This window comes from Shewanella chilikensis (assembly GCF_037953065.1).
Taxonomy (GTDB): domain Bacteria; phylum Pseudomonadota; class Gammaproteobacteria; order Enterobacterales; family Shewanellaceae; genus Shewanella; species Shewanella chilikensis.
Map to the genome: position 1 here is coordinate 2040380 of NZ_CP149966.1, position 25158 is coordinate 2065537.

The window sequence follows — 25158 nt, forward strand, 5'->3', positions numbered from 1 at the left end:
TGCTTATGCTATGTTGCGCTCTTTTTTCTCGGCCGGTTTCCTGGCCGGGAGCGGGCGCTGAGGCTTTGTCTTCAAAGCAAAAAGCGGCGCCCGGGCCACTTAGAGCCAGCGAAAGCAGGAGGACGGAATGTTTGCAGGTTTTGACTATGGCAGTGCCAACTGCGCCATTGGCGTAATGGATGGGGGCCAGACCCGGCTCTTGCCTCTGGCCGAGGATGGCAACTATATGCCATCGACTATTTATGCCATGGAGCGCGAACTCATTTCCGAGTCTGTGCTGCAGCGCTTGCCTTTGGCGGCCCAGGCTGATTTCAAACCCAAACGTACTGCCGAGCTGAGTCGCGCCCGAATGGCGCGCCTGGAGCTGGACTTGCTTGCCAACGAGCAAGCGGTATTCATCGGCAATCAGGCGATTGAAACCTATATGGAGATGCCGGAAGAGGGCTTCTATGTTCGCTCGCCCAAGTCCTTCCTCGGCGCTTCGGGCCTGCTCAGCAATCAGATGGCGCTGTTTGAAGATATCGTCACCCTGATGATGCAGGAAATTCATACCCGGGCGCAGCAGAGCCTGAAACAGGCTATTTCCCAGGTGGTGATCGGGCGGCCGGTTAACTTTCAGGGCATTGGCGGCGAGCAGAGCAACAAGCAAGCAGAGGCTATTTTGACTCTGGGGGCCCGGCGCGCCGGGTTCACCGATGTGGCTTTTTTGTATGAGCCTATGGCGGCTGCCCTTGAGTTTGAGTCGACACTCACCCGGGAGCAGCGGGTGCTGGTGGTGGATATTGGCGGCGGTACCAGCGACTGCTCCTTTGTACGCATGGGGCCTGAACTTAAAGACAAGAAAGATCGCAGTGACGACTGCCTGGGCCACAGTGGTCAAAGGGTAGGGGGCAACGATCTGGATATCGCCCTGGCGATGGCCGGTTTTATGCCGCACTTGGGGCTCGGCAGCGCCTTGAACACAGGCAAGCCTATGCCAAGGCAACCCTTCTGGAACGCGGTCGCCGTCAACGATGTCAGTGCCCAGCGGGAATTCTCTGCCTTGAGTAGTCGCAAGTTGATCGAAGAGCTGCAGCGGGATGCCAAAGAGCAGGCGAAACTTGCGCGCTTATTGAAGGTGCAAAAAGATCAGCTGGGTTATCGTTTGGTGCGCAGTGCCGAGCAGCTTAAAATCGCCCTGAGCGACAGTAAGCAAGCCGCTATGGATATAGGTTTTGTCGAAGCGCCCAAACCGCGGCCCTTGACTGTGAATGTCGATGCCGCCACCTTTGTGGCCGCCATCGATGAATCGCTCGAAACGGTGCACAAACTTATCACCCAGGCTTTGACGGAAGGGGGATGTCAGCCGGATGTCATTTATCTCACAGGTGGCAGCGCCAAGAGCCCGTATATTACCGAGCAGATCCGCGCGCGTTTCCCTGATGTGGCTTTGGTCAGTGGCGATCACTTCGGCTCTGTGGTGGCCGGCTTGACCCGCTGGGCCGAGCGCCTGTACCGTTAGTCGCAATTATTGCACTTTGATTGAAAGAGGACTCTTCATGGCACTGAAAAAAACGCCACTCTTGGCCGCGTTGGTCGCTACTGTGGCGACAAGCTTGCTCGCCGGCTGCGGCGATGATGTAGGCAAGGTCAGCCTGGGCGTATTTACCACCAAAGATGTGATCATAGATGCCAAGACAGATCCCAAACTGCCCGGTGTTACCTGTCATATCAGTCGCATAGAGGCCAATCTGGATTTTGCCGACCCATCGGATATGAGTATCAGCTGTCGCCAGACAGGGCCGATAACCAAGACGCAACTGGCCGGTATTGAACTGGGGAAGAAGGGCGAGATAGTGTTTACCGAGTCCTTGAGCATCTTGTTCAAGAGCCTCAAGGTGAGGCGTATCTATGACAGTGAACACCAGACACTCCTGTATCTGTCCTATTCCACCAAAGAAACCAACGGTAGCCACAAGCACGCCCTGTCCACTGTGCCGCTGTGGGGAACCGACGCCTACGAGCCAAGGCCACAGGCGTTAAACAGATAGTTCCGGGGGGCAGGTAAGAGTCACCAGGGAATAGGCTTTTGCTTCTTTTTCATTGCACTATCTTACATAGAGGCGGTGATGGCTAGAGGAGACTTGGTCTGCTCCCTGTTCAGCTAGCCTTAATTAATTTGAATGAAGGTTATCAGCCCCTTGATTCTGCTTTATGCCTCGCCATAGCAGTAGGCCACCGAGTATCAGCACCAAAGTAATCACGGGCCCACCGACCGTATAATCGTTTAAGGCGATCATCGGCGGCAACTGGGCCTTGTCTTGGTATGCTGCATCGGACACTAGGATTAGAAGCGCCAAACCTGCTGCCGCCAACAAGGCGATACCGCTGGAGCGGCACCAGTTACGGCGGCGGTTGAGAAAACCGGCGAGGGTGAGGCTGACAGCCGCCAGCAAGGCGCCGAAGATAACCATAAAGTATTTTGCCGGTTGTTGCTCCGGCAGGCTCTGGAAGGCACCAAAAATACAGACATAAGTTGAAAAAGCGCCGACCAGCAGTAACAGGTAAGCAAGCAATATACGCAGCAGTGACATACGGGTCCTTGTTGTCTTTGGGAAAGGTGGCGATTAAAACATAAAAAAAAGCCCACTTGAAACAAGTGGGCCGCAAAAATTAAATCATTGCAATCAACAAATTGAAGGAAGGAAGTCAAGCATAAGAACCAGGGAAAACTGCCATGAAAACTACACAACAGTTTTGAAGTTCTTGGTTTTCATATTTACCGGGGTAAATACTTCCTGAAAACGAGGCATATTTTAGTGACAGAATGTGTCAGCAACAAGCGAGAAAAACTACGTCATGAGATAAATAAAACTAATGCTACAAAGGTGATGTAAATCACGTAAATGCAGTTATAGCCCGCGTTTCGCTTCTTTAATCAATGTCGCTGCATAAATTTGCAATTTATATAATTAATCCTTGTTGCCGTTTTATTAACATTTGTCATTGTTCAATCCTTGCACAGATTGTCATTTGACGATTGTGTCGGTTTTTTTTGCTTGTATAGTACTTTGCAAGTCGCTGCGTTTGCATTTTTTGCTAAAACGCCGCTGTACGCCTCTTTATTTAGTCGGACAGGAAGTTTCCATGACAATAACTACAAAATTGGCTCGCCCTATGCTTTTGGCGGTTGGCTTGAGCCTGGCGCTCGGCGCCTGCCAGAGCACAGATACTCCAAATGGTCAGAATGCGCTGGCTACCGTTAAGTCCCAGTATCCGGCGACCCGCGCCGAAGTGCTGGTTGAAAACATTCACGGTGTTCAGGTTGCCGATCCTTATCGCCACCTGGAAGAAAGCACTCCGGAAACCGAAGCCTGGGTCAAGGCTCAGCAGGTTTTTGGACAGGAGTATCTGTCGGCTATCCCCAACAAGCAGGCGGTAGTCGACAGGATCACCACCCTGTGGAACTACGAAAAAATCTCTGCTCCTTTCGAAAAGGGTGACAACACCTTCTACTACCGCAACGACGGTCTGCAGGCCCAGTCAGTGCTCTATGTCAAAGACAAGCAAGGTAATGAGAAGGTGTTGCTGGACCCCAACGCTTTCTCCGACAAGGGCACAGTTGCCCTGTCCGGCGTGTCAGTGAGTGACGATGGCAAGGTGCTGGCCTATGGTGTCTCTGAGTCCGGCTCCGACTGGCAACAGTGGCAGTTTATGGATATTGCCAGCGGCAAGCTGCTCAGCGACAAACTGGAGTGGATCAAGTTTTCCTCTGCCGTGTGGGATCACGCCAATGAAGGCGTATTCTATGCCCGCTATGATGCCCCGGCCGGCGGAGACAAGATGGCCGATGTCAACTTCAACCAGAAGGTTTACTACCATAAGCTGGGCACAGATCAGAGCCAGGACAAGCTGGTTTATCAAAGGCCACAAAACAAGGACTGGGGCTTTGGTATCGGTGTTTCTGAAGACGGTGACTATCTGCTGCTGTCCATCTCTCAAGGGACCGACAGCCGCAACCGCTTCTTCTATAAGTCACTCAAAGATCCCAAAGCGGAAGTGGTCGAGCTGATTTCCGAGTTGGAAGCCGAGTACAGCTTTATCGGCAACGACAAGTCAGTGTTCTACTTCAAGACAGATCTCGATGCCCCCAACGGCAAAGTGATTGCGATAGATTTGCGCCGCCCGGCCAAAAAAGACTGGAAGACAGTGATTCCTGAGACAAAGGACCCTATCGCCAGTGTTGGTATCATCAATGATCACCTGGTGGTGAGCTCACTGCATGACGTGCTGGGGCAGCTGTCCATCTACTCCATGGGCGGCGTCAAGCGCCAGGACGTGACTCTGCCTGGCAAAGGCAAGATTGCCGGCCCATACGGCAAACGCAGCAAAGACTACTTCTATTACACTTTCAACAGCTATGTGCAGCCGCAGACCACCTATAAGTTTGACTTCAAGACAGGTGAGTCCGAGCTGTACCAGAGCCCTAAAATCGCCTTCAATCCGGATGATTACGTATCCGAGCAGGTGTTCTACACCAGCAAGGACGGTACCAAGGTGCCGATGATGCTGTCCTATAAGAAAGGGCTGAAGAAAGACGGCACCAACCCGACACTCCTGTACGCCTATGGTGGTTTTGCCATCTCCATGACCCCAAGATTCAGCCCGGCCAATATCGCTTGGTTGGATATGGGCGGCATCTATGCTGTGCCCAGCCTGCGTGGCGGCGCTGAATATGGTGAGAGCTGGCACCAGGCCGGTATGTTCGACAAGAAGCAAAATGTGTTTGACGACTATTTTGCCGCTGCCGAATACCTGCTGGATCAGGGCTATACCAACAAGAGCAAGCTTGGCGCCTATGGCCGCAGTAATGGTGGTTTGTTGATGGGCGCCGCCGTGACCCAAAGACCGGATCTGTTTGCCGCCGTGCTGCCCGCCGTTGGGGTACTGGATATGCTCAGATTCCACAAGTTCACCATAGGCTGGGCCTGGACCAGTGAATACGGCAGTGCCGACAATGCAGAGCAGTTCCCGGCGTTGCTGGCTTACTCGCCATATCACAACGTCAAGTCTCAGGCTTATCCTGCGACCATGGTGATGACAGCCGATCATGACGACAGGGTGGTGCCGCTGCACAGCTTCAAGTTTGCCGCCATGATGCAGGCCAAGCAACAGGGGGATCAGCCGGTTATCATGCGTATCGAGTCCAATGCCGGTCACGGTGCAGGTAAACCCACGGCGATGAAGATAGATGAAGCGGCTGATATCTTCACCTTCCTGTGGCACAACTTTGGCTTGACCCTGCCGAGCAAAATCGACGGTTAAGCTTAAGTTAAGCCTTGAAAAAATAAACTGGGGCCTGCGGGCCCCTTTGCTTTTTCCGCCATTCACAAGCGGATTGTGGATAAGGTATAGTAGGCCTCACTTTTGGCGCATTAAAAGCAAGTGGAAGCATGTTTCGTTGGCCTATCACTGTCTATTATGAAGACACAGACGCGGGTGGGGTGGTTTACCATTCCAACTATTTGAAATTTTTTGAAAGAGCCCGAAGTGAGTGGCTCAGGTCTATGTCGGTGAGCCAAACCGCCCTGTTGCAGCAGGATATCGCCTTTGTGGTACGCCACGCCGAGCTGGATTTCTGCAAGGCGGCGCGATTTGAGCAGAACCTTTGGGTGGAAACCCGTGTCTCAGAAGTGAAGCGGGCATCTTTGGTGTTTGAACAGCGCCTGGTAGATGCCGAGGGTGAGTGTTATTGCGCGGCCAGCATTTTGGTTGCCTGTATTTCGCTCGAGCGCATGCGGCCATTGGCCATTCCCCAACACATTTTGCAGGAGTTTAAAAAAGGTGGAAGCTGAGATTTCGTTTATTGGATTATTCATGCAGGCCAGTCTGTTGGTAAAACTGGTGATGCTCACCTTATTGTCTCTGTCTATCGCGTCCTGGGCTGTGATTATCCAGAGGCGCAAACTCCTGAAAGCGGCCAGGCAAAATGCCGAACGCTTCGAAGAGAAATTTTGGTCCGGTGTGGATCTCAATCGTTTATACCAGGAGCTGTCGGCTCGCCAGGAAAGTAACTCAGGGCTTGAGTCCATGTTCGTATCCGGTTTTAAGGAATACGCCCGCCTCTCAAAACTGAACGGTCGGGTGCCAGAAGCCATTATGGATGGCAGCTATCGCGCCATGCGGATCTCCCTCTCCAAAGAGCTGGATAAGCTGGAAACCCATCTGCCACTCTTGGCAACCATAGGCTCCACCAGCCCCTATATTGGCCTGTTTGGGACAGTTTGGGGGATCATGAACTCCTTTATCGCCTTGGGCGCGGTGGAAAATGCCACCCTGGCCATGGTGGCACCGGGTATTGCCGAAGCGCTTATTGCTACCGCCATGGGCCTGTTCGCCGCCATTCCTGCGGTTATCGCCTACAACAGATTCTCTACTCAGGTGGAAAAGGTCGAGTCTTCCTACGCCAACTTTATGGAAGAGTTCTCCGGCATATTGCACCGTCAGGCATACAGCGATAAGGAAGCCGTATGATGCAGGGATATCAGCGCAAGCGGCGTCGCCCCGTCGCTGAAATCAATGTGGTGCCCTATATCGACGTGATGTTGGTGCTGCTGATCATCTTTATGGTGACGGCGCCGATTGTGACTCAAGGGGTGAAAGTAGACTTGCCTCAGGGTGAGGCCGAGCCGCTGCCGGCAGACAGCAAGCCGCCTGTGGTGGCCTCCATCAATGCCGAGGGTGAATATTTTCTCGACTTGGGTGGCTCACCCAATAATGAGGTGCTGGATCTGGAAGAGATCAGCACCCGGGTCAGCGCCATCATCCAAATGGAGCCGGATCGCCCCGTGGTGGTCAAGGGCGATCGTGCCATTCCCTACGAGCGGGTAATTCAACTGATGGTATCGCTGCAACATGCCGGCGTGCCTTCGGTCGGTTTGATGACAGATTCGCCAGAGGAGAAGTAAGTGGCTGGGAAATCTGATTTTACTGTCCCCTTTATCATCTCAGCTGTGCTGCATATTGGGGTTATTGCGATTCTGGCCATGGGCGTGGACTTTCATGACAAGCCAAAGCCGCAGCCCACCCAGGCGCAATCTGCGCCTGTGCAGGCCGTGGTGGTCGATCAGCAGAAAGTGGATGACTATGTCCAGAAGCTGAAACAGGACAAGGCCGCCGCCGAGCGCCGCGAGCGCGAACGGCAGCAGGAGCTGGATCGCCAGGCCAATGAAGCCAAGAAGGCCCGCGAGCAGGAGCAGGAACGGATCCGCAAGCTGGAAGCCGAGCGCAAGCAAAAAGAGCTGGAGACCCAGAAAGCTGCCGACGCTGCCAAGGCTGCCAAGCTGAAAGAGCAGCAGGAGAAAGAAAAAGCCCAGAAAGCCGAGGCCGAGCGTAAGGCCAAGGAGCAACAGCGTAAAGAAGCTGAAGAGGCTGCCTTGAAGGCCGAGCAGAAACGCAAGGCTGAAGAAGCCGCCGCCAAGAAGGCGGAAGAGGAGCGCAAACGCAAAGAGGCTGAGCGTAAGGCCAAAGAGGAAGCCGAGCGTAAACGCAAGGCCGAGGAAGAGGCCCGTCGCCGTCAGGAGCAGGAGTTGGCCGAGGCGCTGGCCGCCGAGCAAGCCGCCTTGTCTGCTACCCGCAATCGTCAGGTCATGAGTGAAGTCGACCGTTACCGGGCGATGATCACCGCCACTATTCAGCGCAATCTGGTGGTGGACGAGTCGATGCGCGGCAGAGTCTGTAAGGTTAAGGTGCGTCTGGCCAAAGACGGCTTTGTCACCAACAGCCAGATCATTGAAGGGGATCCTGTGGTATGTCGCGCCGCCAAGGCCGCTATCAATAAAGCCGGGCGTTTGCCGGTTTCCCAGGAGCCCGATGTGTATCAGCTGATGAAAGAGATTAATTTAGAAGTTAGACCGGAATTCAACTAAGGGAGCCCCATGAAACGAATTGCCAAGAGTCTTATCTGTTTGCTGGCCGTGCTGGTGCTACCGGCGAAGGCGGCACTGGATATAGTGATCACCGAAGGGGTGGACGCCGCGCGTCCCATTGCCGTGGTGCCTTTTGTTTGGCAGGGCGCCGGGCCTGCGCCAGAGTCGATTTCGGATGTGGTGATGTCTGATTTGACCCGTAGCGGTACCTTCAAGCCTCTGGATGAATTGTCATTGGGCCAGCGCGCCATCAGCAAGATGGACGAGTTCAATGCCGCAGCCTGGAAAAATGTCTCTGCCGAAGCCGTGGTGATGGGCTATGTGAAACCCTATGGCGCCGGTAAGTATCTGGTGAGCTTTGATTTGGTGGACTTGGTCAAGGCGCAGATGCAGTCCGGTGGCCCTCAGTCCCGCAGCGAGCTCTTGCTGGATAGCCGCGAAACCGTTATCAGCGAAGCGCAGTTTCGCCAGTATGGTCACAGGATCAGCGATATAGTTTATGAGAAACTGACCGGGATCCGCGGTGCCTTTTTGACTCGCATCGCCTATGTGGTGGTGAATCACCAGGAGAAGAATCCCTACCGCCTGATGATTGCCGACTACGACGGCTACAACGAACAGATGCTGCTGCGCTCGCCTGAGCCTTTGATGTCTCCTGCCTGGTCTCCGGACGGGCGCAAGCTGGCCTATGTCAGTTTTGAAAACAAAAAGGCCGAAGTGTTTGTCCAGGATATCTATAGCCAGAGCCGCACCAAGGTTACCAGCTTCCCCGGCATCAACGGCTCGCCAAGCTTCTCGCCCGATGGCAGCAAGTTGGCGCTGACTCTGTCCCGCGACGGTCAACCTGAGGTCTATGTAGTAGAGATTGCCACAGGTGCGCTCAAGCGGATCACCAACCACTATGCCATTGATACTGAAGCCACTTGGTTCCCCGATGGCAAGTCGCTGCTGTTCACTTCCGAGCGGGGTGGCAGGCCCCAGCTATATCAGGTAGAGTTGGCCTCAGGCAAGGTGACTCGCCTGACATTCGAAGGTGAGTGGAACCTGGGGGGAACTGTGACCCCTGATGGCCGCAGTATGATTTTCGTCAACAGAACCAACGGCAAATACAATATTGCCCGTATGGATCTGCAGACGCGTTTTATGCAGGTGTTGACCTCAACCCGGCTCGATGAATCACCTAGTGTGGCCCCTAACGGCACCATGGTAATTTATGGCACTACCTATAACGGCAAGCAGGTGCTGGCAGCGGTATCTGTCGATGGCCGTTTCAAGGCGCGGTTGCCTGTGGGGCAGGGCGAGGTGAAATCACCCGCTTGGTCACCGTTTCTATAACTTATATTTCAGAAGGATAACATGATGGATCTCAACAAGTTGTTTAAGGCAATCGTAATCGCTGCGCCATTACTGGCTCTGGGTGCCTGTAGCTCAACTTCAGAATCAGAAACGGACGCCAGCGGTTCGACAACTTCCGGCAGCGAGTACGGCAGTGGTGCTGGCGGTGTGGAAATCGGTGGTGCCAATCCGGTTTTGAGCCCGGAAGAGCAGCAGCGCCTCAAGTTCCAGGAACTGCGTAAAGAACACATCATCTACTTTGATTTTGACCGCAGTGAAGTGCAAACAGAATTTGCTGAAATTCTGGAAGCCCACGGCACTTATCTGGTTGAACATCCTAACGTACGCGTGTTAATTGAAGGCCACGCCGACGAGCGTGGTACTCCAGAGTACAACATAGCTTTGGGTGAGCGCCGCGCCAAGGCTGTAGCCAAGTACCTGCAGGGTATGGGCGTACTGCCAAGCCAGATGAGCATTGTCAGCTATGGTGAAGAGAAGCCGCTGGATATGAGCCACACAGACGAAGGTTTTGCCAAGAACCGTCGCGCTGTGCTGGTGTACTGATCCCGGCATTAGAGGGATATTGAAGAATGAAGAAAGCCGTTATTATCACGGCCATGCTTCTGGGAACTGGGGTCGCTTATGCGGCCCCAGCGCCCGTTGAAGACATTGGCGGCGGTTCCAGTGAGGATCGCATCGCCCGCCTTGAGCGGATCATCAAGGCTCGTCAGCAAGCTGAATTTGAGACCATGCGCAGAATGGATACTCTGCAACAAGAGGTGCTGGAACTCAGAGGCTTGACCGAACAACAGAACTATCAGATCAACCAGATGTTGCAGCGTCAGCGCCAGCTCTATGACGAAATCGCCAACTTGCAGAGCAAACCGGCGGCGCCCGCCATCAGTCAAACTTCATCCAATGTGGTGGCCAGCTCCTCTTTGTCCGAGACCGACAGCTATCAAAGGGCGGTCGATCTGGTACTGAAAGAGCGCCAGTACGACGCTGCAATTCCGGCATTTCGTGACTTTATCAAGCAGTATCCCAATTCGGGCTTTGCCGATAACGCCAACTATTGGCTCGGGCAACTGCTCTATAATAAGAATGAATTTGCCGACGCCAAAACTGCTTTTGCCAATGTGGTCGATAACTTCAAGGAATCGGGTAAGCGGGCCGACAGTCTGGTTAAACTTGGGCTGATCGCCGAGAAAACCGGCGATAAAACGGCGGCGAAGAACTACTATCAGCAAGTGGTGAAACAGTACGCAAACAGCGCTGCAGCAAGGATTGCACAGCAGCAACTGGCGGCAATTAAACCATGATTTAACTAAAAAACATCCGCCCAGTTTGTTTTTCATGCAAACGACAAAAAATCGGGAATTTACACTTGCATGAGAATCACAAAGCGGTATTATAGGCGCCCTCAGCACGGCACTGCCTGCTGGGGCGAAACTTGAATGGGTCGTTAGCTCAGTCGGTAGAGCAGTTGGCTTTTAACCAATTGGTCGAAGGTTCGAATCCTTCACGACCCACCAACTTCATGTTTCGTAAACCTTTTTAGTGGGTCGTTAGCTCAGTCGGTAGAGCAGTTGGCTTTTAACCAATTGGTCGAAGGTTCGAATCCTTCACGACCCACCACTGATTTATTGCGGTCTGCCTCGGCAGTTATGTCGGGTCGTTAGCTCAGTCGGTAGAGCAGTTGGCTTTTAACCAATTGGTCGAAGGTTCGAATCCTTCACGACCCACCATCGCAATTCAAATCAAACAATCTGGCAGTATATCCGTGGGTCGTTAGCTCAGTCGGTAGAGCAGTTGGCTTTTAACCAATTGGTCGAAGGTTCGAATCCTTCACGACCCACCACTTGCCTGAGAATAGGGTGACACCCAAATGGGTCGTTAGCTCAGTCGGTAGAGCAGTTGGCTTTTAACCAATTGGTCGAAGGTTCGAATCCTTCACGACCCACCATTTCTCAGCGTGCTGCAACAAGGTAGATCTTCCTGCGGGTCGTTAGCTCAGTCGGTAGAGCAGTTGGCTTTTAACCAATTGGTCGAAGGTTCGAATCCTTCACGACCCACCATCAGGAAAGATAGACCACAACATTCAGTGGGTCGTTAGCTCAGTCGGTAGAGCAGTTGGCTTTTAACCAATTGGTCGAAGGTTCGAATCCTTCACGACCCACCACTGAATGCTCCATCTGTATGGGTCGTTAGCTCAGTCGGTAGAGCAGTTGGCTTTTAACCAATTGGTCGAAGGTTCGAATCCTTCACGACCCACCATCCAGAATATCTTCTGCAGAAATATTAAGTCTGATATCTCCAAACAACATAAATAACCAAGCTAATTTAGCTATAGCTTTTCTACTTTTGTCTCATAGACCTATTGCCAATGTTTCAATTCTGTTAAACATCGGATAGTGCTTCTTGCTAGCTCAATCTGTCTCGGCTGTTGTGCGTTTTGCCGGGTGGATTGGCATAACAACAAGGAGACAATCCAAGATGAAACAAGCAAGACTCACAGGGGGGTGCGCTGCAACCCTTCTGGCACTGGGCGGTTTGGGGACGGCTCAGGCATCGGTATTGGACAAGACTGACATGCAGTTTGGCGGCTATCTCAAGGCCGATATCATGTTCAGTGATTACAGCAATGGTGCACCCGACTCCAACAACGTCTCACGTCAGTTTTACGTGCCCGGCGCCATCTATGGAGTAGATGGCAACGGCAATCAGGTGACCGACTTCCAGGCTCGGGAAACCCGTTTTAACTTCAAGACGGTAACAGATCTCGACGGCCATACTCTCACCGGTTTTATCGAGCTGGACTTCATGACGCATACTGATGGTGATGAGCGGGTATCCAACAGCTATTCACCGCGCATTCGTCACGCCTTTATCAGCTATGACAACTGGACCATAGGCCAGACCTGGACCACCTTTATGAACCCGGGAGCACTGCCGGAAAACCTCGACTTTGTCGGCGCCACCGAAGGTACGCCCTTTGCCCGTCAGGCGCAGTTGAGATACAGCAATGGTGGCTTTCAAATCGCCATCGAAAACCCGGAAACCACCATTACCCCCTATGGCGGCGGCAGCCGGATCACTAGCGGCAACGGGGTGATGCCGGATCTTATCGCCCGTTATAACTTCAAAACTTCAGGTGGCGCCAGTTTTTCTGTGATGGGGATGCTGAGGCAGCTCGAACTGGAGACTCGTATCGCTAATCAGGATATAGACAGCACTGAGCTCGGCTATGGCGCCAGCGTGGCCGGGATCATCCCTGTGGGCCGAGATGATATCCGTTTCACCGCCACCTATGGCGAAGGCCTGGGCCGCTATGTGGCGCTGAACTTTGCCAATGGCGCGGTACTGGACAACAATAACGATCTGCAGGCGATAGAATCCTACTCAGGCTTTGTGTCTTATCGTCATTGGTGGAACGAGCAGTGGCGTTCAAGCCTTACCTTGTCCGCTTTCAGCGCCGATAACGACGTGTCTCTGACCGGAGGCACGGCTAACAAGGAATCCTATTCAGGTTATATCAACCTGCTTTACTCGCCGGTGAAGGCACTGACCTTTGGGGTAGAGTATATGTATGCCAAGAACGAGCGGGAAAATGGCACAGATGGTGAGCTTAACCGGGTCACCTTCTCGGCCAAATACGTGCTCTAACCCTTGTTGCGACCGGGAGCTGTGACTCCCTATTTATACACTTAGCCAAGCCACCTCAGGGTGGCTTGCTTTATTCGGTAGCTACCTAAATATCCAGGCAATGGCGAAATCTGCCTCAAAGGTTTAGGGGCTGTAATAAATGACATGGTTTTCCTTCATTACAAATTCCGGTCATAGAGGTTCATCAACGGCATAAACGGGCTATGACCGATTTAGTTGCTGATTGTTGCGTCTAGCTTGCCAAACACTAATTCGCTATTCATGCCATTGATAACATGTGAAAAGTCATTCTTCACATGTTAATGCTTCGGGGGCAACAGGAGAGATAATTGAAATGTAGGGGCAGCTTACATAGGTAAACCGTTTAAGCCGCTCCAGGGGATTTAAGCTGAAAGTAAAAAAAATGCCCCTCCAGGAGGGGCAATGAGGAGGAAGTACGCTTTTACTCTGTACGGTTGAGCCGCGACTCAATCAGAGTATCAATCACGGCTGGGTCGGCCAGAGTTGATGCATCTCCAAGGTTGGTAATCTCGTTGGCCGCAATTTTGCGCAGGAAGCGGCGCATGATCTTGCCGGAGCGGGTCTTGGGCAGGCCGCCGGCAAACTGGATAAGATCCGGGGTCGCCAGGGCGCCAATCTCTTTGCGCACCCATTGTCTCAGCTGTTGTCTTAGCTCTTCGGTGGCTTCTATGCCCTTGGTCAGTGTGACATAGGCGTAGATCCCCTGGCCCTTGATGTCATGGGGATAACCTACAACGGCGGCCTCGGCCACCAGATCGTGCGCCACCAGTGCACTTTCAATCTCGGCGGTACCCAGACGGTGACCGGAGACGTTAATCACGTCATCGACCCGACCCGTGATCCAGTAGTAGCCATCTTCATCACGGCGGGCACCGTCACCGGTAAAATACATGCCGCGGAAGGTTTTGAAGTAGGTCAGGGCAAAGCGCTCATGATCACCGTAAATTGTGCGCATCTGCCCCGGCCAGGAATCCAGCATCACCAGGTTGCCCTCTGTGGTGCCGTCCAGAATATTGCCCATGTTGTCGACCAGCGCAGGTTGCACCCCGAAGAAGGGGCGGGTGGCCGAGCCAGGTTTGGTATCCGTGGCGCCGGGCAGCGGGCTGATTAGAATGCCGCCGGTTTCGGTTTGCCACCAGGTATCGACAATCGGGCAATGTTCATGACCAATCACCTCGTGATACCAACGCCAGGCCTCAGGGTTGATGGGTTCGCCCACAGAGCCCATGATCCGCAGCGAGCTGCCGTCAAACTGGTCAAACTGCTCCTTGCCTTCAGCCATCAGGGCTCGGATAAGCGTAGGCGCCGTGTAGAGTATGTTTACCTGATGGCGGTCAATCATCTCGCCCAGGCGGGCAGGGCTTGGGTAGTTGGGCACACCTTCGTGGATAAGCACTGTGGCGCCATTGGCCAGCGGGCCGTAAATCATATAGCTGTGGCCGGTGATCCAGCCCACATCGGCGGTGCACCAGTAGACTTCGCCTTGCTTGTAATCGAACACATATTCGTGGGTCATGGAGGCATATACCATGTAGCCGCCTGTGGTGTGCAGCACTCCCTTGGGGTTACCGGTGGAGCCTGAGGTGTAGAGTAGGAATAGCGGATCTTCGGCGCCCATCTCTTCCACTTCGCAATGCTCGGAAGCGGTTTCGGTCAGCGATTCCCACCAGACATCACGGCCATCGACCCAGTTGATATCATTGCCGGTGCGTTTGAGCACTATCACCTTCTCAACCGTGTTGACATCCGCATGGGAGAGCGCCTCGTCGATATTGCGCTTGAGCGGGATAGCCCGGCCGCCGCGCAGGCCTTCGTCTGCAGTCAAAATCACCTTGGAGCGGCCATCTATGATGCGTGAAGCGATGGAATCCGGGGAAAAGCCACCGAATACCACGGAATGTACGGCGCCGATGCGGGCACAGGCCAGCATGGCGATAGCAGCTTCCGGCACCATAGGCATATACATGGTGACCACGTCACCGCGGCGCACGCCCTGGCTCTTGAGGGCGTTGGCAAATTTGCACACTTCTGTGTGCAACTGGCTGTAGCTCAGGGTGCGTTGATCTTTGGCATCATCGCCTTCCCAGATGATGGCGGTCTGATCGCCAAGTTTTTCCAGATGGCGGTCGAGGCAGTTGGCAGAGGCATTCAGCGTGCCGTCGTAGAACCAGTTGATTGATAGGTTGTGATCGTCAAATGAGGTTTTCTTGACCTTGGAATAGGGCTTGATCCAGTCGATACGCTTGCCATGTTCACGCCAGAAACCTTCGGGGTTAACCACGGACTCCTGGTACATTTTCTTATATTTTTCATCATTTACCAGTGCATTGGCCGCAATCGCTGCGGGCACTTTATAAAGAGACTGAGTACTCATTGGGCTTCCCCTTGTTTTTATCATACGTGAGCCAAAGTATGGGTTGCTTGGCTGTGCTGTCTCTATTAGACATTGGTCTAGTGATGAAAAAATGTTATTTATTAATCGGTTATTGCGTTTAAAACGCACAGCTTGAAGTGCTTGAGCCGACGTTGTTTTTTAAGGTTTTAGCGGGTTTAAATCGGTATCCAATAAAGGTTTTTTGCCCCCAATGGACGCCGAATAAGATGCAAATCGCCGCAGCGGTTCATCAAAGCCATTGGCTGGTGTAATCTAGCCGGGATAACAACAGTTGCCGACGGATACGGCGACAATAAAGAGAACCCTATGAATTTGACCCTTTTTGTGGCGGTGATCGCCGTCTGTTATGTCTGTTTGCTGTTCCTGCTTGCCTGGGGCGCGGAGCGTTGGTTCAGTGGTGTCACCCGCAGGTTACAGAAATGGATCTACGCCCTCAGCCTGGCGGTATATTGCTCTTCCTGGAGCTTTCTCGGCACGGTTGGCCAGTCGGCCAATGACTTTTGGTCCTATCTGCATATCTTTATCGGCCCCATCATCATCTTTACCCTGGGCTTTGGCATGTTGCGCAAAATGGTGGTGGTGTCCAAGGCGCAAAATATCACCTCGGTGGCCGACTTTATCGCCGCCCGCTATGGCAAGTCGCAGCCGCTGGCGGTGATCATCACACTCATTGCCCTGTTTGGCATCATGCCCTATATCGCGTTGCAGCTGAAAGCCATGGTATTCAGCCTAAGCCTGTTCCAAAGCCCGGATGATCCGCTCGATGGCGCCAAAGTCGCGCTTATCATTGCCGTGCTGCTGGCCATCTTCGCCATCCTCTTCGGCACCCGCAAACTGGATGCCACCGAGCATAACCCGGGGATGATGCTGGCTATCGCCTTTGAATCCTTGGTGAAACTGGCCGCCTTTGTGTTGGTGGGCGGCATAGTGGTCTTCGGGGTGTTCGGCGGCTTTGGCGACCTCTGGAACCAGGCCAGCGCCAAGGGGGTAATAGTCAATCCCAATCTAAGGCTTGAAGCGCTGATGCCCGAGCTGATAGTCGGCATGGCGGCTTTTCTCTGTATGCCGCGGCAGTTTCACGTCATGGTGGTCGAGGCTGAAGGCGAGCAGACTCTGTCCAAGGCGCGCTGGTTGTTCCCTCTCTATATCGGCCTGTTCGGCCTGTTTGTCGGGCCGCTGGCACTGGCGGGCAAGGTGCTGCTCGGCGACAGTGTCTCTGCCGATACCTATGTGATCAATCTGCCGCTGGCGCTGGACGCACCTTGGCTGGCGATAGTGGCGCTGCTGGGAACCCTCTCGGCCGCCACTGGCATGGTGATAGTGGCTGTGGTGACCATCAGCGTGATGATAAGTAACGAGTGGCTGGTGCCGGTACTCTTGCGTACCGGGCAGATCCGCCGCAAGAACTTCAGCCAGTTTTCCCAGCAACTGCTCTATGCCAGACGTCTCTCCATCGCGCTGATCCTGGCTTTCGGGTACTTCAGTTACCTGAGCTTTGACAGCAGCGATTCTCTGTCCAACCTGGGCATGCTGTCTTTCGGCGCCTTTGCCCAGTTGGCACCGGCCTTGGTGGGCGGGCTCTACTGGAAACACGGCAATCGCGCCGGGGTGTTTCTCGGCATGGCGGCGGGCTTTGGTCTGTGGGGCTTTTTGCTGCTCAAGGGCTCGGGCGTCTGGGAAGGCGTGCTGGCAGGTCAGTTTGAACTGTTAAAGGCGCTGAAGCCCAATGTCAACGATACCCTGTTGGCACTCGGCGCCAACCTGATTGGCTATATCGGCGGCTCTATCTGGCTGCGCGCCGGCTTGGTGGAGCGTATTCAGGCCAGCGCCTTTGTCACCCCGGGTGAACTCAAAAACACAGGCAATCGTAAGACGGGCCCCATCAGTCAGCAGGACTTGTTGATCCTGGCGAGCCGCTTTGTCAGCCCGACCCGGGCCTATGAGAGTTTTTCGCGTTTTTCTGCCGATGCGGTGCGCAGCGACAGCTGGCACAAGACCGCATCGCCCGAGCTTATTGCCCATACCGAGCACATGCTGGCCGGGGTACTGGGGGCTTCCAGCGCCTCTTTGGTGATGGACTCAGTGTTGCAGGGGCGGGATCTGGCCCTCGATGAAGTCTTCAGCCTGGTGGATGAGGCCTCATCGAAGATTATTCTCAGTCAGGACATGCTGCGCGCCGCCATAGAACACGCCTACGAGGGTATGAGCGTGGTGGACAAAGATCTCAACCTGGTGGCCTGGAACTACCGTTATGCAGAGCTTTACAACTATCCGGAGGATTTCCTGCAACCGGGCATGCCCATCAGCGAGGTGATACGTTTCAATGCCTCCCGCGGCTACTGCGGCCCGGGGGATGTGAACGAGCATGTCGAGCGCCGGGTACAGCATATGCGTAACGGCACCGCCCACAGCTCAGAGCGGCGCAGGCGCGATGGCAAGGTGATCAAGATTCAGGGCAATCCCATGCCGGACGGCGGCTTTGTGATGACCTTTACCGACATTACCCAATATCGTGAGCAGCAACAGGCGCTGGAGCAGGTTAACGAGACCCTGGAGGCCAGAGTCAAGGAGCGCACCTATGAGCTGGCGCTGCTCAACAGCAAGCTGCTCGAAGCCAAGGCCCAGGAGGAGATGGCCAACGCTTCCAAGAGCCGTTTCCTGGCGGCGGTAGGGCATGACTTAATGCAGCCGCTCAATGCGGCCAGGCTGTTTACCGCCTCTTTGAGTCAGTATCCTGGGCTTGACAGGGAAGGGCGGCTGACCCTCTCCCATGTCAACAGCTCACTGAAAACCGCCGGTGAACTGCTGACCGATCTTTTGGATATCTCCAAGCTGGATTCCGGCATGGTGGAGGTAAAACGGCGCGACTTTGCCATCTCCGAAGTGCTCAACGCCCTGGCGGTGGAGTTTGAGGCCATGGCCAAAGACTGCCAGATCCGCTTTGCCATGATGCCCTGCAGTCTGACGGTCAATTCAGACCCTTCACTGCTGCGGCGGGTGCTGCAGAACTTTCTCACCAACGCCTATCGCTATGCCAAGGGCGGACGGGTGCTGATGGGCTGTCGTCGCCGCGGCAGTGAGCTTGAGGTGCAAGTGCTGGATACCGGCTGCGGCATCGAAGCCGGGCAGCTTAGGGAGATATTTCACGAGTTCAAGCGCCTGGATAACCCCCATTCCAACAGTGTCAACGGCCTGGGGCTTGGGCTGGCGATAGCCGACAGAATAAGCAAAGTTCTGGAGCATGATATCCGTGTATCTTCGGTGCAGGGCAAGGGCTCTGTATTTGCCATTCGGGTGCCGCTTGGGGCCACTGTCAGCGTGCCGCAACCCAAGGCCATCTCTTCTGTGTTGCAGCCGCTCGCCGGGGTCAAGGTGCTGTGTATCGACAACGAAGAGGCTATTCTTGCCGGGCTCGAAAGCCTGTTGAGCCGCTGGCAGTGCGAGGTGATCTGCGCCCGGGATCTGAGTGATGCCAGGATCAAGCTGGGGCTCAAAGGGGTGGCGCCGGATATCATGCTGGCGGATTATCATCTGGATAAGGGCCAAAACGGCGTCGATGCCATGGATGAGCTCAGGGCGCTGTATGGACAACATCTGCCCGGCATTTTGATCACCGCCAACACCCGCAAGGATCTGGTGGAGGATGTCGAGCGCCGCGGTTACCACTATATGGCCAAGATGATTAAACCGGCGGCGCTCAGGGCTTTGATCTCAAGCCTGGTGAAGAAGGCGTAATTCAAAGGCTCAGTGAAATAGCCTATGGAAACAGGGCCTGATTAATAGCCGATAAATCAGGCCCCGTATTTTATGGGGTTATTTCTGCCTGTGCCTGTGTCTGTATCGGTGTCTGTGCTTGCGCCGGAACCCCGGCGTATCCTTCCACTCGCCAGGGGCGATAAGCCAGGCCATAACTCAAGGTCGCCATGGTCCAACCGATAAGGGCGCTGGCGATATCGTGGGATAAAAAGTGGGCGCCGCGAAACTCCTGACACAGACTGAACACGGCGCCTATCAGCAATACCGCGCCGAGTAACTTAAAGCGCCATTTCGGCTTCAAGACCAACGCCAGATAATAAAGTCCCACCCAGGCAAAGGCGCCGCTGGAGTGGCCGCCGGGGAAACACTGGCCCAATTCAGTGTCAACGCTCAGGCTTATGGGGAAGGGCAGATAAGGCTGCTGGCCACCAAATAAACTGAGATCCCAGGGGCAGGCAACATTGGTCATGCTCTTGCCGATACGCACCAAAAGCACGGTTGACAGGGCGCTTACAAACAGCATCAGCAAGGGCCGGCGCCAGCGCTTCATTGAGGCTTTGAAACTGCTTAAAACCAGGGTCGACAGCAACACAACTGCCGCCAGCACCACCAGATCCCGTCCTCCTGTGTGCAACAGTTTGTCTGTAACAAAGGCATGGCGCCAGGGCCAGGCCGTGTTGGTGCCCTCAAATGCCAACATCCACTGTGCCAGCAGCAGGTCGGCATTAGTGATGTGCAGCAAGATAAGCACGCCAAGCCCTACCGATAACGGCAACAGCAGATGATGTTTGAACCAGTGTTGAAAACTCAGCGGGTGGCTTGCAATGGGCATTGTGATTCCTGTGGCATAGTGCGAGTTGAGACAGAGTCGCAGCTGAGATCTGCGAAATAAAAAGCCTGAAAAAGTGGGCGTTGAATTCATGGCCCGGCTGGTGGATAGGCATTATTTTGGCCGGCTCAGATTAAGGTCTGCTTAAGGCCGGGGACTTTTGTCTCATTCGCCCGGAATGGCGTATTGCAATGAGTTGAAACAAAACCTTTTTTGCGTATTTTTTTACCACTGGTTATGTTACAGGGGTAGCTCTGCTATGGCGCTGGTTAAGTTGCGGTTTTGGCGGGGGATCCCCACAGGTTTGCTGGTATTCAAATACAAGGAACAGGAATGAAGCTCAATAAACTCTTTTGGCTGACGGCCCTTGCGCTCGGCAGCCCCAATTTGCTGGCTGCCGAGGCCAAACTCCTGCGGGAGCCGGATCTTCGCGGTGATACTCTGGTGTTTGCCTACGCCAAGGATATCTGGAAAGTGTCGCTCAAGGGCGGCGAGGCGGTGCGCCTCACCAGCTTTCAGGGGCAGGAGATGCAACCCAAGCTGTCGCCCGACGGCAAGTGGGTGGCCTTTACCGGCGACTATGATGGCAATCAGGATATCTACCTGCTGCCGATTGCCGGTGGCGAGCCCAAACGCCTGACCTTCCACCCGGATGTGGATCAGCTGGTGGGCTGGAGCCCGGACAGCAAGTCGGTATTGCTGCGCTCCGGCAGGGCCAATGCCCCGAGAGGCTGGCAGCAGCTGTTTACCCTGTCCATCGAGGGCGGCAATCCCAAGCCTTTACCCATGAACCGCGCCTTTGACGGCAGTTTCTCTGCCGATGGCAAGCAGCTGGTTTACCGCCGCGCCGGTCTTTGGGACCCGGGTTGGCGTAACTACCGCGGCGGCCAGAATCAGCCGCTCAGGTTGATTTCGCTCGATAGCCTGGAGGAAAAAGATCTGCCCTGGGACAACACCCAGGATCTCGAGCCCCAGTGGCACGGCGACTATATCTATTTCCTCTCCAACCGCTCTCAGGTCACCAATATCTTTCGGGTAGCGGTCAAGGGTGGCGAGCCGGAACAGGTGACTCATTACCGGGATGCAGATGTCAAAGGCTTTACCCTGGATAACGACACTCTGGTATACGAATACCGCGGTGAGCTGGTGAAAAAATCGCTGGCTAACACCAATGCCAACGACAAGGGCGAGGCACTGGCCATCAGCCTGCATGCCGATTTCCCCTGGGTGCGGCCACGCTTTGAAGAGGTCGAAAAGCAGATAGAGTCGGCGGCCATTTCGCCTACCGGTAAGCGCGCCTTGTTTGTGGCCCGCGGCGATGTATTTACTGTGCCCGTGGAGCACGGCGATGCCCGTAATCTTACGGAAAGCTCAGACAGCCGCGAAGTGGGCGCCGCCTGGTCCAACGGCGGCAAACAGCTGGCCTGGTTCTCCGACAAGAGCGGCGAATATCGGCTGGTGATAGCCGATCAACTCGGCAAGCCGCAGCAAGAGATCAAACTGGCCGAAAAGGGCTTCTATACCGGGCTTATCTGGTCGCCCGATGATAAACAGCTGGTGTTCAGCGATCAGCGCCAGCAACTCTGGCTGGCAGACTTGTCCAAGGGCAAGGCGCAGGTTATCGACAGCCAGCCGGTAGTGAACCCCGACTGGGAAATGGCCCCCAGCTGGTCGCCTGACAGCCGTTATCTGGCCTACAGCAAGCAGGATGACAGCTTCTTCCGCAGCCTCTACCTGTTCGATACCCGCAATAATCAGAGTAACAGAATTACCCAGGGCATGGCCGATGTGCGTTACCCAGTGTGGGACAGCGCCGGCGACAAGCTCTATTTTGCCGCCAGTACCGACTATGGCCCTCACGCCGCCTGGTTGGATATGACCTCGGTTGCCTTCACCCCGACTTACGGCCTCTATACCATGCTGCTCAATACCCGCACCGAGGCGCCCATGCTGCCAAAGAGCGATGAGGAAGAGGGCAGCGGTACTGAAGAGGAAGCCAAAGGCTCAGATGCGCCACCTGCGGTGCGAATCGATCTCAACGGTATAGCGCAGCGGGTGCTGCCTCTGGGTGAAAGCGGTAAAATCCACAGCCTGAGCGCCGGTAAGCCAGGTGAGCTGTTCTATATGCAGGACTTGGATGAAACCACAGAGCTTCGCAAGTACAGCACTGAGGAACGTAAGGCCGATACCCTGGCCGGTGATGTCGATGAGTATCATCTGAGCCACGACGGCGAGAGCCTGCTGGTGAAAATCGGCGACAACTGGCAGCAATTTGCCGGCGCCGCGCCCATGGGGGACGATGCCAAGACGCTCAACGTCAAGCTGACGGCCCGTATCGTTCCCAAGGCCGAATGGAAGCAAATCTTCCGCGAAGCCTGGCGCTTCCAGCGCGATTACTTCTATGTCAGTAATCTGCATGGTGCCGATTGGGATGCGGTATACAAGGAGTTCCAGCCACTGGTCGCCTATGTGCGCCACGGCGCTGACATGACCTATCTGCTCGATAACATGGGCGCCGAAACCTCTGTGGGCCACTCCTTTACCAATGATGGCGATCTGCCGGAAATTGCCGACAACCGCACCGGTCTGCTCGGCGCCGATGTTGAGGCGACCGACAAGGGTTACCGTTTCAGCCGCATCTATCGCGGCGAAAACTGGTATCCGGCGGACCAAGGCAGTGCGCCGCTGGCTCTCTATCCCCAGGTTAAGGCGGGCCAGTATCTGCTGGCAGTCAACGGCAAGCCGCTGGATAACACGGCCAACTTCTATCAGGCCTTCCAGGGGACTCTCGGCAAACAGACCCGTCTCAGCATCAGCCCGGATGGCAGCGACAAAAAAGCCTTTGAGGTGACTGTGGTGCCAACGGCCAGCGAACAGGCATTGAGACGTAACGCCTGGGTCGAGGATAACCGCAAACGGGTGGATGAAGCTTCCGGCGGCAAACTGGCTTATGTTTGGGTTCCGGACACGGGCGAGAACGGTTTCAGCTACTTCAACCGCTACTTCTTCGCCCAGAATCAGCGCCAGGGCGTGATCATAGATGAGCGCTTCAACCACGGCGGTTACATTGCCGAGTACATCATAGATGTGCTGCGCCGCGAGCGTAACGGCTACTTCAATAACCAGATGGCCGGCGATCACCCCATGACCAGCCCGGGCAGTGGTATCTGGGGGCCCAAGGTGATGCTGATCAACGAAGTCTCCGGCTCGGGCGGCGATATGCTCCCTTATATGTTCCGCTATTACCAAGTGGGCAAGCTGGTGGGTAAACGCACCTGGGGTGGCCTGGTTGGCATCTGGGGCGTTCCTTCCCTGATGGATGGCGGCCATATCACGGCGCCGCGTAGCGGTTTCTTCAGTATCGACGGCCAGTGGCGGGTAGAGAACGAAGGTGTGGCACCGGATGTGGAAGTTGAGCAGTGGACCAAAGACACAGCCAAAGGCATAGATCCTCAGCTGGAAAAGGCCGTCGCCATTGCCTTGGATGAGCTGAAATCTGCCGCGCCGGTGAAGCTGCCGCAGCCCGCCGATCCTGTGCGGGTGCCTCAGGTGAAATGACTTTGATTAAATCGCTCTGATGAAATAGCTCAGGGGAAACTAGCCCAATAACTTGCGCCGCTTGCCTTAGTCTTACAGGCAAGCGGCGCTTTCTATTAGGAAACTATCAAAACTCAGCCAATTATTTTGCAAAAAATAACCAAGACAGGCTTTTATGGCTTTTGTCGAAAACTTGACCTATGACTAATTGTTTTAATAAACAGTACTGGGTATTGTGTAACTAATTCAGTTGCTTATCTTTAGCCTTTACTTAAGCTGGAAGCTGTTGCATTTTTCTGTTTTCAGCGGAATTCAGGGACGAACAACCTTTGCGCCCGTGCGGTAGCTATGAGGGTTACTCAGCTTTTGTAGAACGCTTGCTCATCGAATAAAGATAGTAGCTATGATTAACTTGGCGCTTCAAATCAGTTGATCTAAAGGGCTTACGGTTCCGGCATAGTGCTGGCCAAGCACATGTGTGTATATTTGGGTTGTTTTCAGATCATTGTGCCCCAACAGCTCTTGGACGCTTCTGATGTCTCGGCCAGCCTGCAACAGATGAGTAGCGAAGGAATGCCTGAAGGTATGGCATGTGACCCTTTTCGCAATACCTGACTTGATTACTGCGGCGCTGAGGGCTTTCCGAATGACGCTTTGATGTAAATGGTGTCTACACATAGTCTGTGTGTAAGGGTGTTGGCTAATGGCCGTTGAGGGGAAAACAAACATCCATCCCGGACGTCTATATGCAGAGGGATACTTACGCTCCAGAGCGTAGGGTAAAGATGGGCCAATTCCTCTTTCGTTATCACGCGACTGTAAAGTATGAGCTTGTTCCATAAACACAGGTAATTGAGATGCACAGCGTTGGCTTAATATCGTCTGCCTGTCTTTACGTCCTTTACCGTCCCGTATGGTTAAGGCCAATTGATCGAGATCAATATCCTGGATCCGTAACCTAAGGCATTCAGATACTCTGAGTCCACTGCCATAGAGTAATTCAATGATCAACCTGTCACGCCCGCACAACTGCTGAAGGATGAGCTTGATTTCATCCGGGTGCAATACTGTTGGGAGTTGTCGTTGCTTACTGGCGTAACGAAAACCTAAGTTGCCAAGTTCTTGATGCAAGTGCTTGTGATATAAGTAAACTAATGCATTCAACGCCATCTTTTGGGTATTGATTGCCACATTACGTTGGTTGGCAATGTAACTCAAAAACTGGCCAACTTCGTTCGTTCCCATAGTCTCTGGGTGGCGTTTATCGTGAAATAGAATAAAAGCCTTGATCCAATAGAGATAGGCTTTCTCAGTCTTAACACTGTAACCGCGCATCCGCATGGTTTCCCGAACAGAAGTTAAAAAAGGACTTGGACTGGTCATTGCGAGCACCTGGGTGCTGTTTTTTTATACAGTATTATTGAGGTTTTGACAAAATGCCCAGAAATTTGGAGATAATTTTGCGCGTTATTTCTGCAACATCAAAAAAACAAATTAAAATTCATAAAGATATAAAACCATTTTGGTAGATAATAGGTTTGGAAACCGCGCATGCGCGTTTTGCTGCAAGGGATATTCGGGCTAAACTCTATTATATTTAACTAATACAAAGAGATAGCGATGCGCGTTTACACTCCTCCGATGACTAAAACGCGCATGCGCACTATACAGCTGTTGTGTGTCTATCAGTGGTTTGGGGTAAATCGCACTACGTT

Annotated in this window: 17 protein-coding genes and 8 tRNA genes; 21 read left to right on the plus strand and 4 right to left on the minus strand. The window is 53.9% G+C overall.

The window, feature by feature from the left end:
* Window positions 1-127 precede the first annotated feature (127 nt).
* Together yegD and WKR14_RS09320 are read left to right on the plus strand one after the other, a co-directional pair.
* Window positions 128-1501, plus strand: coding sequence for a molecular chaperone (yegD, locus tag WKR14_RS09315; RefSeq protein ID WP_101057266.1), 1374 nt, complete (start codon window positions 128-130; stop codon window positions 1499-1501).
* Window positions 1502-1538: 37 nt separating this feature from the next.
* Window positions 1539-2030 carry a CreA family protein gene (locus WKR14_RS09320; protein WP_101057268.1) on the plus strand — a complete coding sequence of 164 codons (492 nt, stop codon included), beginning with the start codon at window positions 1539-1541 and terminating at the stop codon, window positions 2028-2030.
* A gap of 123 nt (window positions 2031-2153) precedes the next feature.
* Here WKR14_RS09320 and WKR14_RS09325 read toward each other — a convergent pair whose 3' ends face one another.
* Window positions 2154-2573, minus strand: a complete 420-nt coding sequence (locus WKR14_RS09325) for a hypothetical protein (protein ID WP_101057270.1) — start codon at window positions 2571-2573, stop codon at window positions 2154-2156.
* A 553-nt stretch (window positions 2574-3126) separates the two neighbouring features.
* Between WKR14_RS09325 and WKR14_RS09330 the strand changes: the two genes are divergently transcribed.
* The 17 genes from WKR14_RS09330 (at window position 3127) to WKR14_RS09410 (ending at window position 12905) form a co-directional block, all read left to right on the plus strand.
* Window positions 3127-5304 carry a prolyl oligopeptidase family serine peptidase gene (locus tag WKR14_RS09330; protein WP_101057272.1) on the plus strand — a complete coding sequence of 726 codons (2178 nt, stop codon included), beginning with the start codon at window positions 3127-3129 and terminating at the stop codon, window positions 5302-5304.
* A 128-nt stretch (window positions 5305-5432) separates the two neighbouring features.
* Window positions 5433-5834: a tol-pal system-associated acyl-CoA thioesterase gene (gene ybgC, locus WKR14_RS09335; RefSeq protein WP_025011952.1), complete on the plus strand. Its 402-nt coding sequence runs from the start codon at window positions 5433-5435 to the stop codon at window positions 5832-5834.
* On the plus strand, window positions 5824-6513 hold the full coding sequence (gene tolQ, locus WKR14_RS09340) for a protein TolQ (protein ID WP_025011953.1): 690 nt from the start codon (window positions 5824-5826) through the stop codon (window positions 6511-6513). The genes ybgC and tolQ overlap by 11 nt, the downstream gene beginning before the upstream one ends.
* A complete protein-coding gene (tolR, locus tag WKR14_RS09345; protein ID WP_071237975.1) occupies window positions 6510-6947 on the plus strand; it encodes a protein TolR in 438 nt (145 codons plus the stop codon). The genes tolQ and tolR overlap by 4 nt, the downstream gene beginning before the upstream one ends.
* Window positions 6948-7907: a cell envelope integrity protein TolA gene (gene tolA, locus WKR14_RS09350; RefSeq protein WP_101057274.1), complete on the plus strand. Its 960-nt coding sequence runs from the start codon at window positions 6948-6950 to the stop codon at window positions 7905-7907.
* Window positions 7908-7916: 9 nt separating this feature from the next.
* Window positions 7917-9242, plus strand: coding sequence for a Tol-Pal system beta propeller repeat protein TolB (gene tolB, locus WKR14_RS09355; protein ID WP_071237977.1), 1326 nt, complete (start codon window positions 7917-7919; stop codon window positions 9240-9242).
* A 24-nt stretch (window positions 9243-9266) separates the two neighbouring features.
* The gene (gene pal, locus WKR14_RS09360; protein WP_071237978.1) at window positions 9267-9806 is read left to right on the plus strand and encodes a peptidoglycan-associated lipoprotein Pal; all 540 of its coding nucleotides are present in this window, start codon (window positions 9267-9269) and stop codon (window positions 9804-9806) included.
* A 26-nt stretch (window positions 9807-9832) separates the two neighbouring features.
* Entirely contained in the window at window positions 9833-10561 is a 729-nt protein-coding gene (gene ybgF / locus WKR14_RS09365; protein ID WP_071237979.1) for a tol-pal system protein YbgF, read from the plus strand.
* A 137-nt stretch (window positions 10562-10698) separates the two neighbouring features.
* Window positions 10699-10774, plus strand: a tRNA-Lys gene (locus WKR14_RS09370).
* 27 nt (window positions 10775-10801) lie between these two features.
* Window positions 10802-10877 (plus strand) — tRNA-Lys (locus WKR14_RS09375).
* Between the two features lie 34 nt (window positions 10878-10911).
* Window positions 10912-10987 (plus strand) — tRNA-Lys (locus tag WKR14_RS09380).
* A gap of 37 nt (window positions 10988-11024) precedes the next feature.
* Window positions 11025-11100: transfer RNA gene (locus WKR14_RS09385), tRNA-Lys, on the plus strand.
* Window positions 11101-11129: 29 nt separating this feature from the next.
* Window positions 11130-11205 (plus strand) — tRNA-Lys (locus WKR14_RS09390).
* Window positions 11206-11241: 36 nt separating this feature from the next.
* A tRNA-Lys gene (locus tag WKR14_RS09395) sits at window positions 11242-11317 on the plus strand.
* A gap of 28 nt (window positions 11318-11345) precedes the next feature.
* Window positions 11346-11421: transfer RNA gene (locus WKR14_RS09400), tRNA-Lys, on the plus strand.
* A 19-nt stretch (window positions 11422-11440) separates the two neighbouring features.
* A tRNA-Lys gene (locus tag WKR14_RS09405) sits at window positions 11441-11516 on the plus strand.
* Window positions 11517-11735: 219 nt separating this feature from the next.
* A complete protein-coding gene (locus WKR14_RS09410) occupies window positions 11736-12905 on the plus strand; it encodes a DcaP family trimeric outer membrane transporter (protein ID WP_339087662.1) in 1170 nt (389 codons plus the stop codon).
* A 442-nt stretch (window positions 12906-13347) separates the two neighbouring features.
* Here the strand turns inward: WKR14_RS09410 and acs are convergent, their stop codons facing one another.
* The gene (acs, locus tag WKR14_RS09415; protein ID WP_248952548.1) at window positions 13348-15300 is read right to left on the minus strand and encodes an acetate--CoA ligase; all 1953 of its coding nucleotides are present in this window, start codon (window positions 15298-15300) and stop codon (window positions 13348-13350) included.
* Window positions 15301-15627: 327 nt separating this feature from the next.
* On the opposite strand from acs, the gene WKR14_RS09420 reads away from it, so the two are divergent.
* The gene (locus WKR14_RS09420; RefSeq protein ID WP_339087663.1) at window positions 15628-19056 is read left to right on the plus strand and encodes a PAS domain-containing hybrid sensor histidine kinase/response regulator; all 3429 of its coding nucleotides are present in this window, start codon (window positions 15628-15630) and stop codon (window positions 19054-19056) included.
* Window positions 19057-19126: 70 nt separating this feature from the next.
* On the opposite strand, the gene WKR14_RS09425 is transcribed toward WKR14_RS09420, so the two are convergent.
* A complete protein-coding gene (locus WKR14_RS09425; RefSeq protein ID WP_339087664.1) occupies window positions 19127-19909 on the minus strand; it encodes a phosphatase PAP2 family protein in 783 nt (260 codons plus the stop codon).
* 330 nt (window positions 19910-20239) lie between these two features.
* Here WKR14_RS09425 and WKR14_RS09430 point away from each other — a divergent pair, with 330 nt between their 5' ends.
* Entirely contained in the window at window positions 20240-23464 is a 3225-nt protein-coding gene (locus tag WKR14_RS09430; protein WP_339087665.1) for a S41 family peptidase, read from the plus strand.
* A 399-nt stretch (window positions 23465-23863) separates the two neighbouring features.
* On the opposite strand, the gene WKR14_RS09435 is transcribed toward WKR14_RS09430, so the two are convergent.
* Window positions 23864-24826 carry an integron integrase gene (locus WKR14_RS09435; protein ID WP_339087666.1) on the minus strand — a complete coding sequence of 321 codons (963 nt, stop codon included), beginning with the start codon at window positions 24824-24826 and terminating at the stop codon, window positions 23864-23866.
* Window positions 24827-25158 lie beyond the last annotated feature (332 nt).

What these genes read in the sequence shown, in the direction of transcription:
- WKR14_RS09435 (WP_339087666.1), bottom strand. Translation starts at nt 24,826, where the DNA reads ATGACCAGTCCAAGTCCTTTTTTAACTTCTGTTCGGGAAACCATGCGG.
- yegD (WP_101057266.1), top strand. Translation starts at nt 128, where the DNA reads ATGTTTGCAGGTTTTGACTATGGCAGTGCCAACTGCGCCATTGGCGTA.
- WKR14_RS09425 (WP_339087664.1), bottom strand. Translation starts at nt 19,909, where the DNA reads ATGCCCATTGCAAGCCACCCGCTGAGTTTTCAACACTGGTTCAAACAT.
- ybgF (WP_071237979.1), top strand. Translation starts at nt 9,833, where the DNA reads ATGAAGAAAGCCGTTATTATCACGGCCATGCTTCTGGGAACTGGGGTC.
- WKR14_RS09330 (WP_101057272.1), top strand. Translation starts at nt 3,127, where the DNA reads ATGACAATAACTACAAAATTGGCTCGCCCTATGCTTTTGGCGGTTGGC.
- tolB (WP_071237977.1), top strand. Translation starts at nt 7,917, where the DNA reads ATGAAACGAATTGCCAAGAGTCTTATCTGTTTGCTGGCCGTGCTGGTG.
- pal (WP_071237978.1), top strand. Translation starts at nt 9,267, where the DNA reads ATGGATCTCAACAAGTTGTTTAAGGCAATCGTAATCGCTGCGCCATTA.
- acs (WP_248952548.1), bottom strand. Translation starts at nt 15,300, where the DNA reads ATGAGTACTCAGTCTCTTTATAAAGTGCCCGCAGCGATTGCGGCCAAT.
- tolR (WP_071237975.1), top strand. Translation starts at nt 6,510, where the DNA reads ATGATGCAGGGATATCAGCGCAAGCGGCGTCGCCCCGTCGCTGAAATC.
- WKR14_RS09420 (WP_339087663.1), top strand. Translation starts at nt 15,628, where the DNA reads ATGAATTTGACCCTTTTTGTGGCGGTGATCGCCGTCTGTTATGTCTGT.
- ybgC (WP_025011952.1), top strand. Translation starts at nt 5,433, where the DNA reads ATGTTTCGTTGGCCTATCACTGTCTATTATGAAGACACAGACGCGGGT.
- WKR14_RS09325 (WP_101057270.1), bottom strand. Translation starts at nt 2,573, where the DNA reads ATGTCACTGCTGCGTATATTGCTTGCTTACCTGTTACTGCTGGTCGGC.
- WKR14_RS09320 (WP_101057268.1), top strand. Translation starts at nt 1,539, where the DNA reads ATGGCACTGAAAAAAACGCCACTCTTGGCCGCGTTGGTCGCTACTGTG.
- WKR14_RS09410 (WP_339087662.1), top strand. Translation starts at nt 11,736, where the DNA reads ATGAAACAAGCAAGACTCACAGGGGGGTGCGCTGCAACCCTTCTGGCA.
- WKR14_RS09430 (WP_339087665.1), top strand. Translation starts at nt 20,240, where the DNA reads ATGAAGCTCAATAAACTCTTTTGGCTGACGGCCCTTGCGCTCGGCAGC.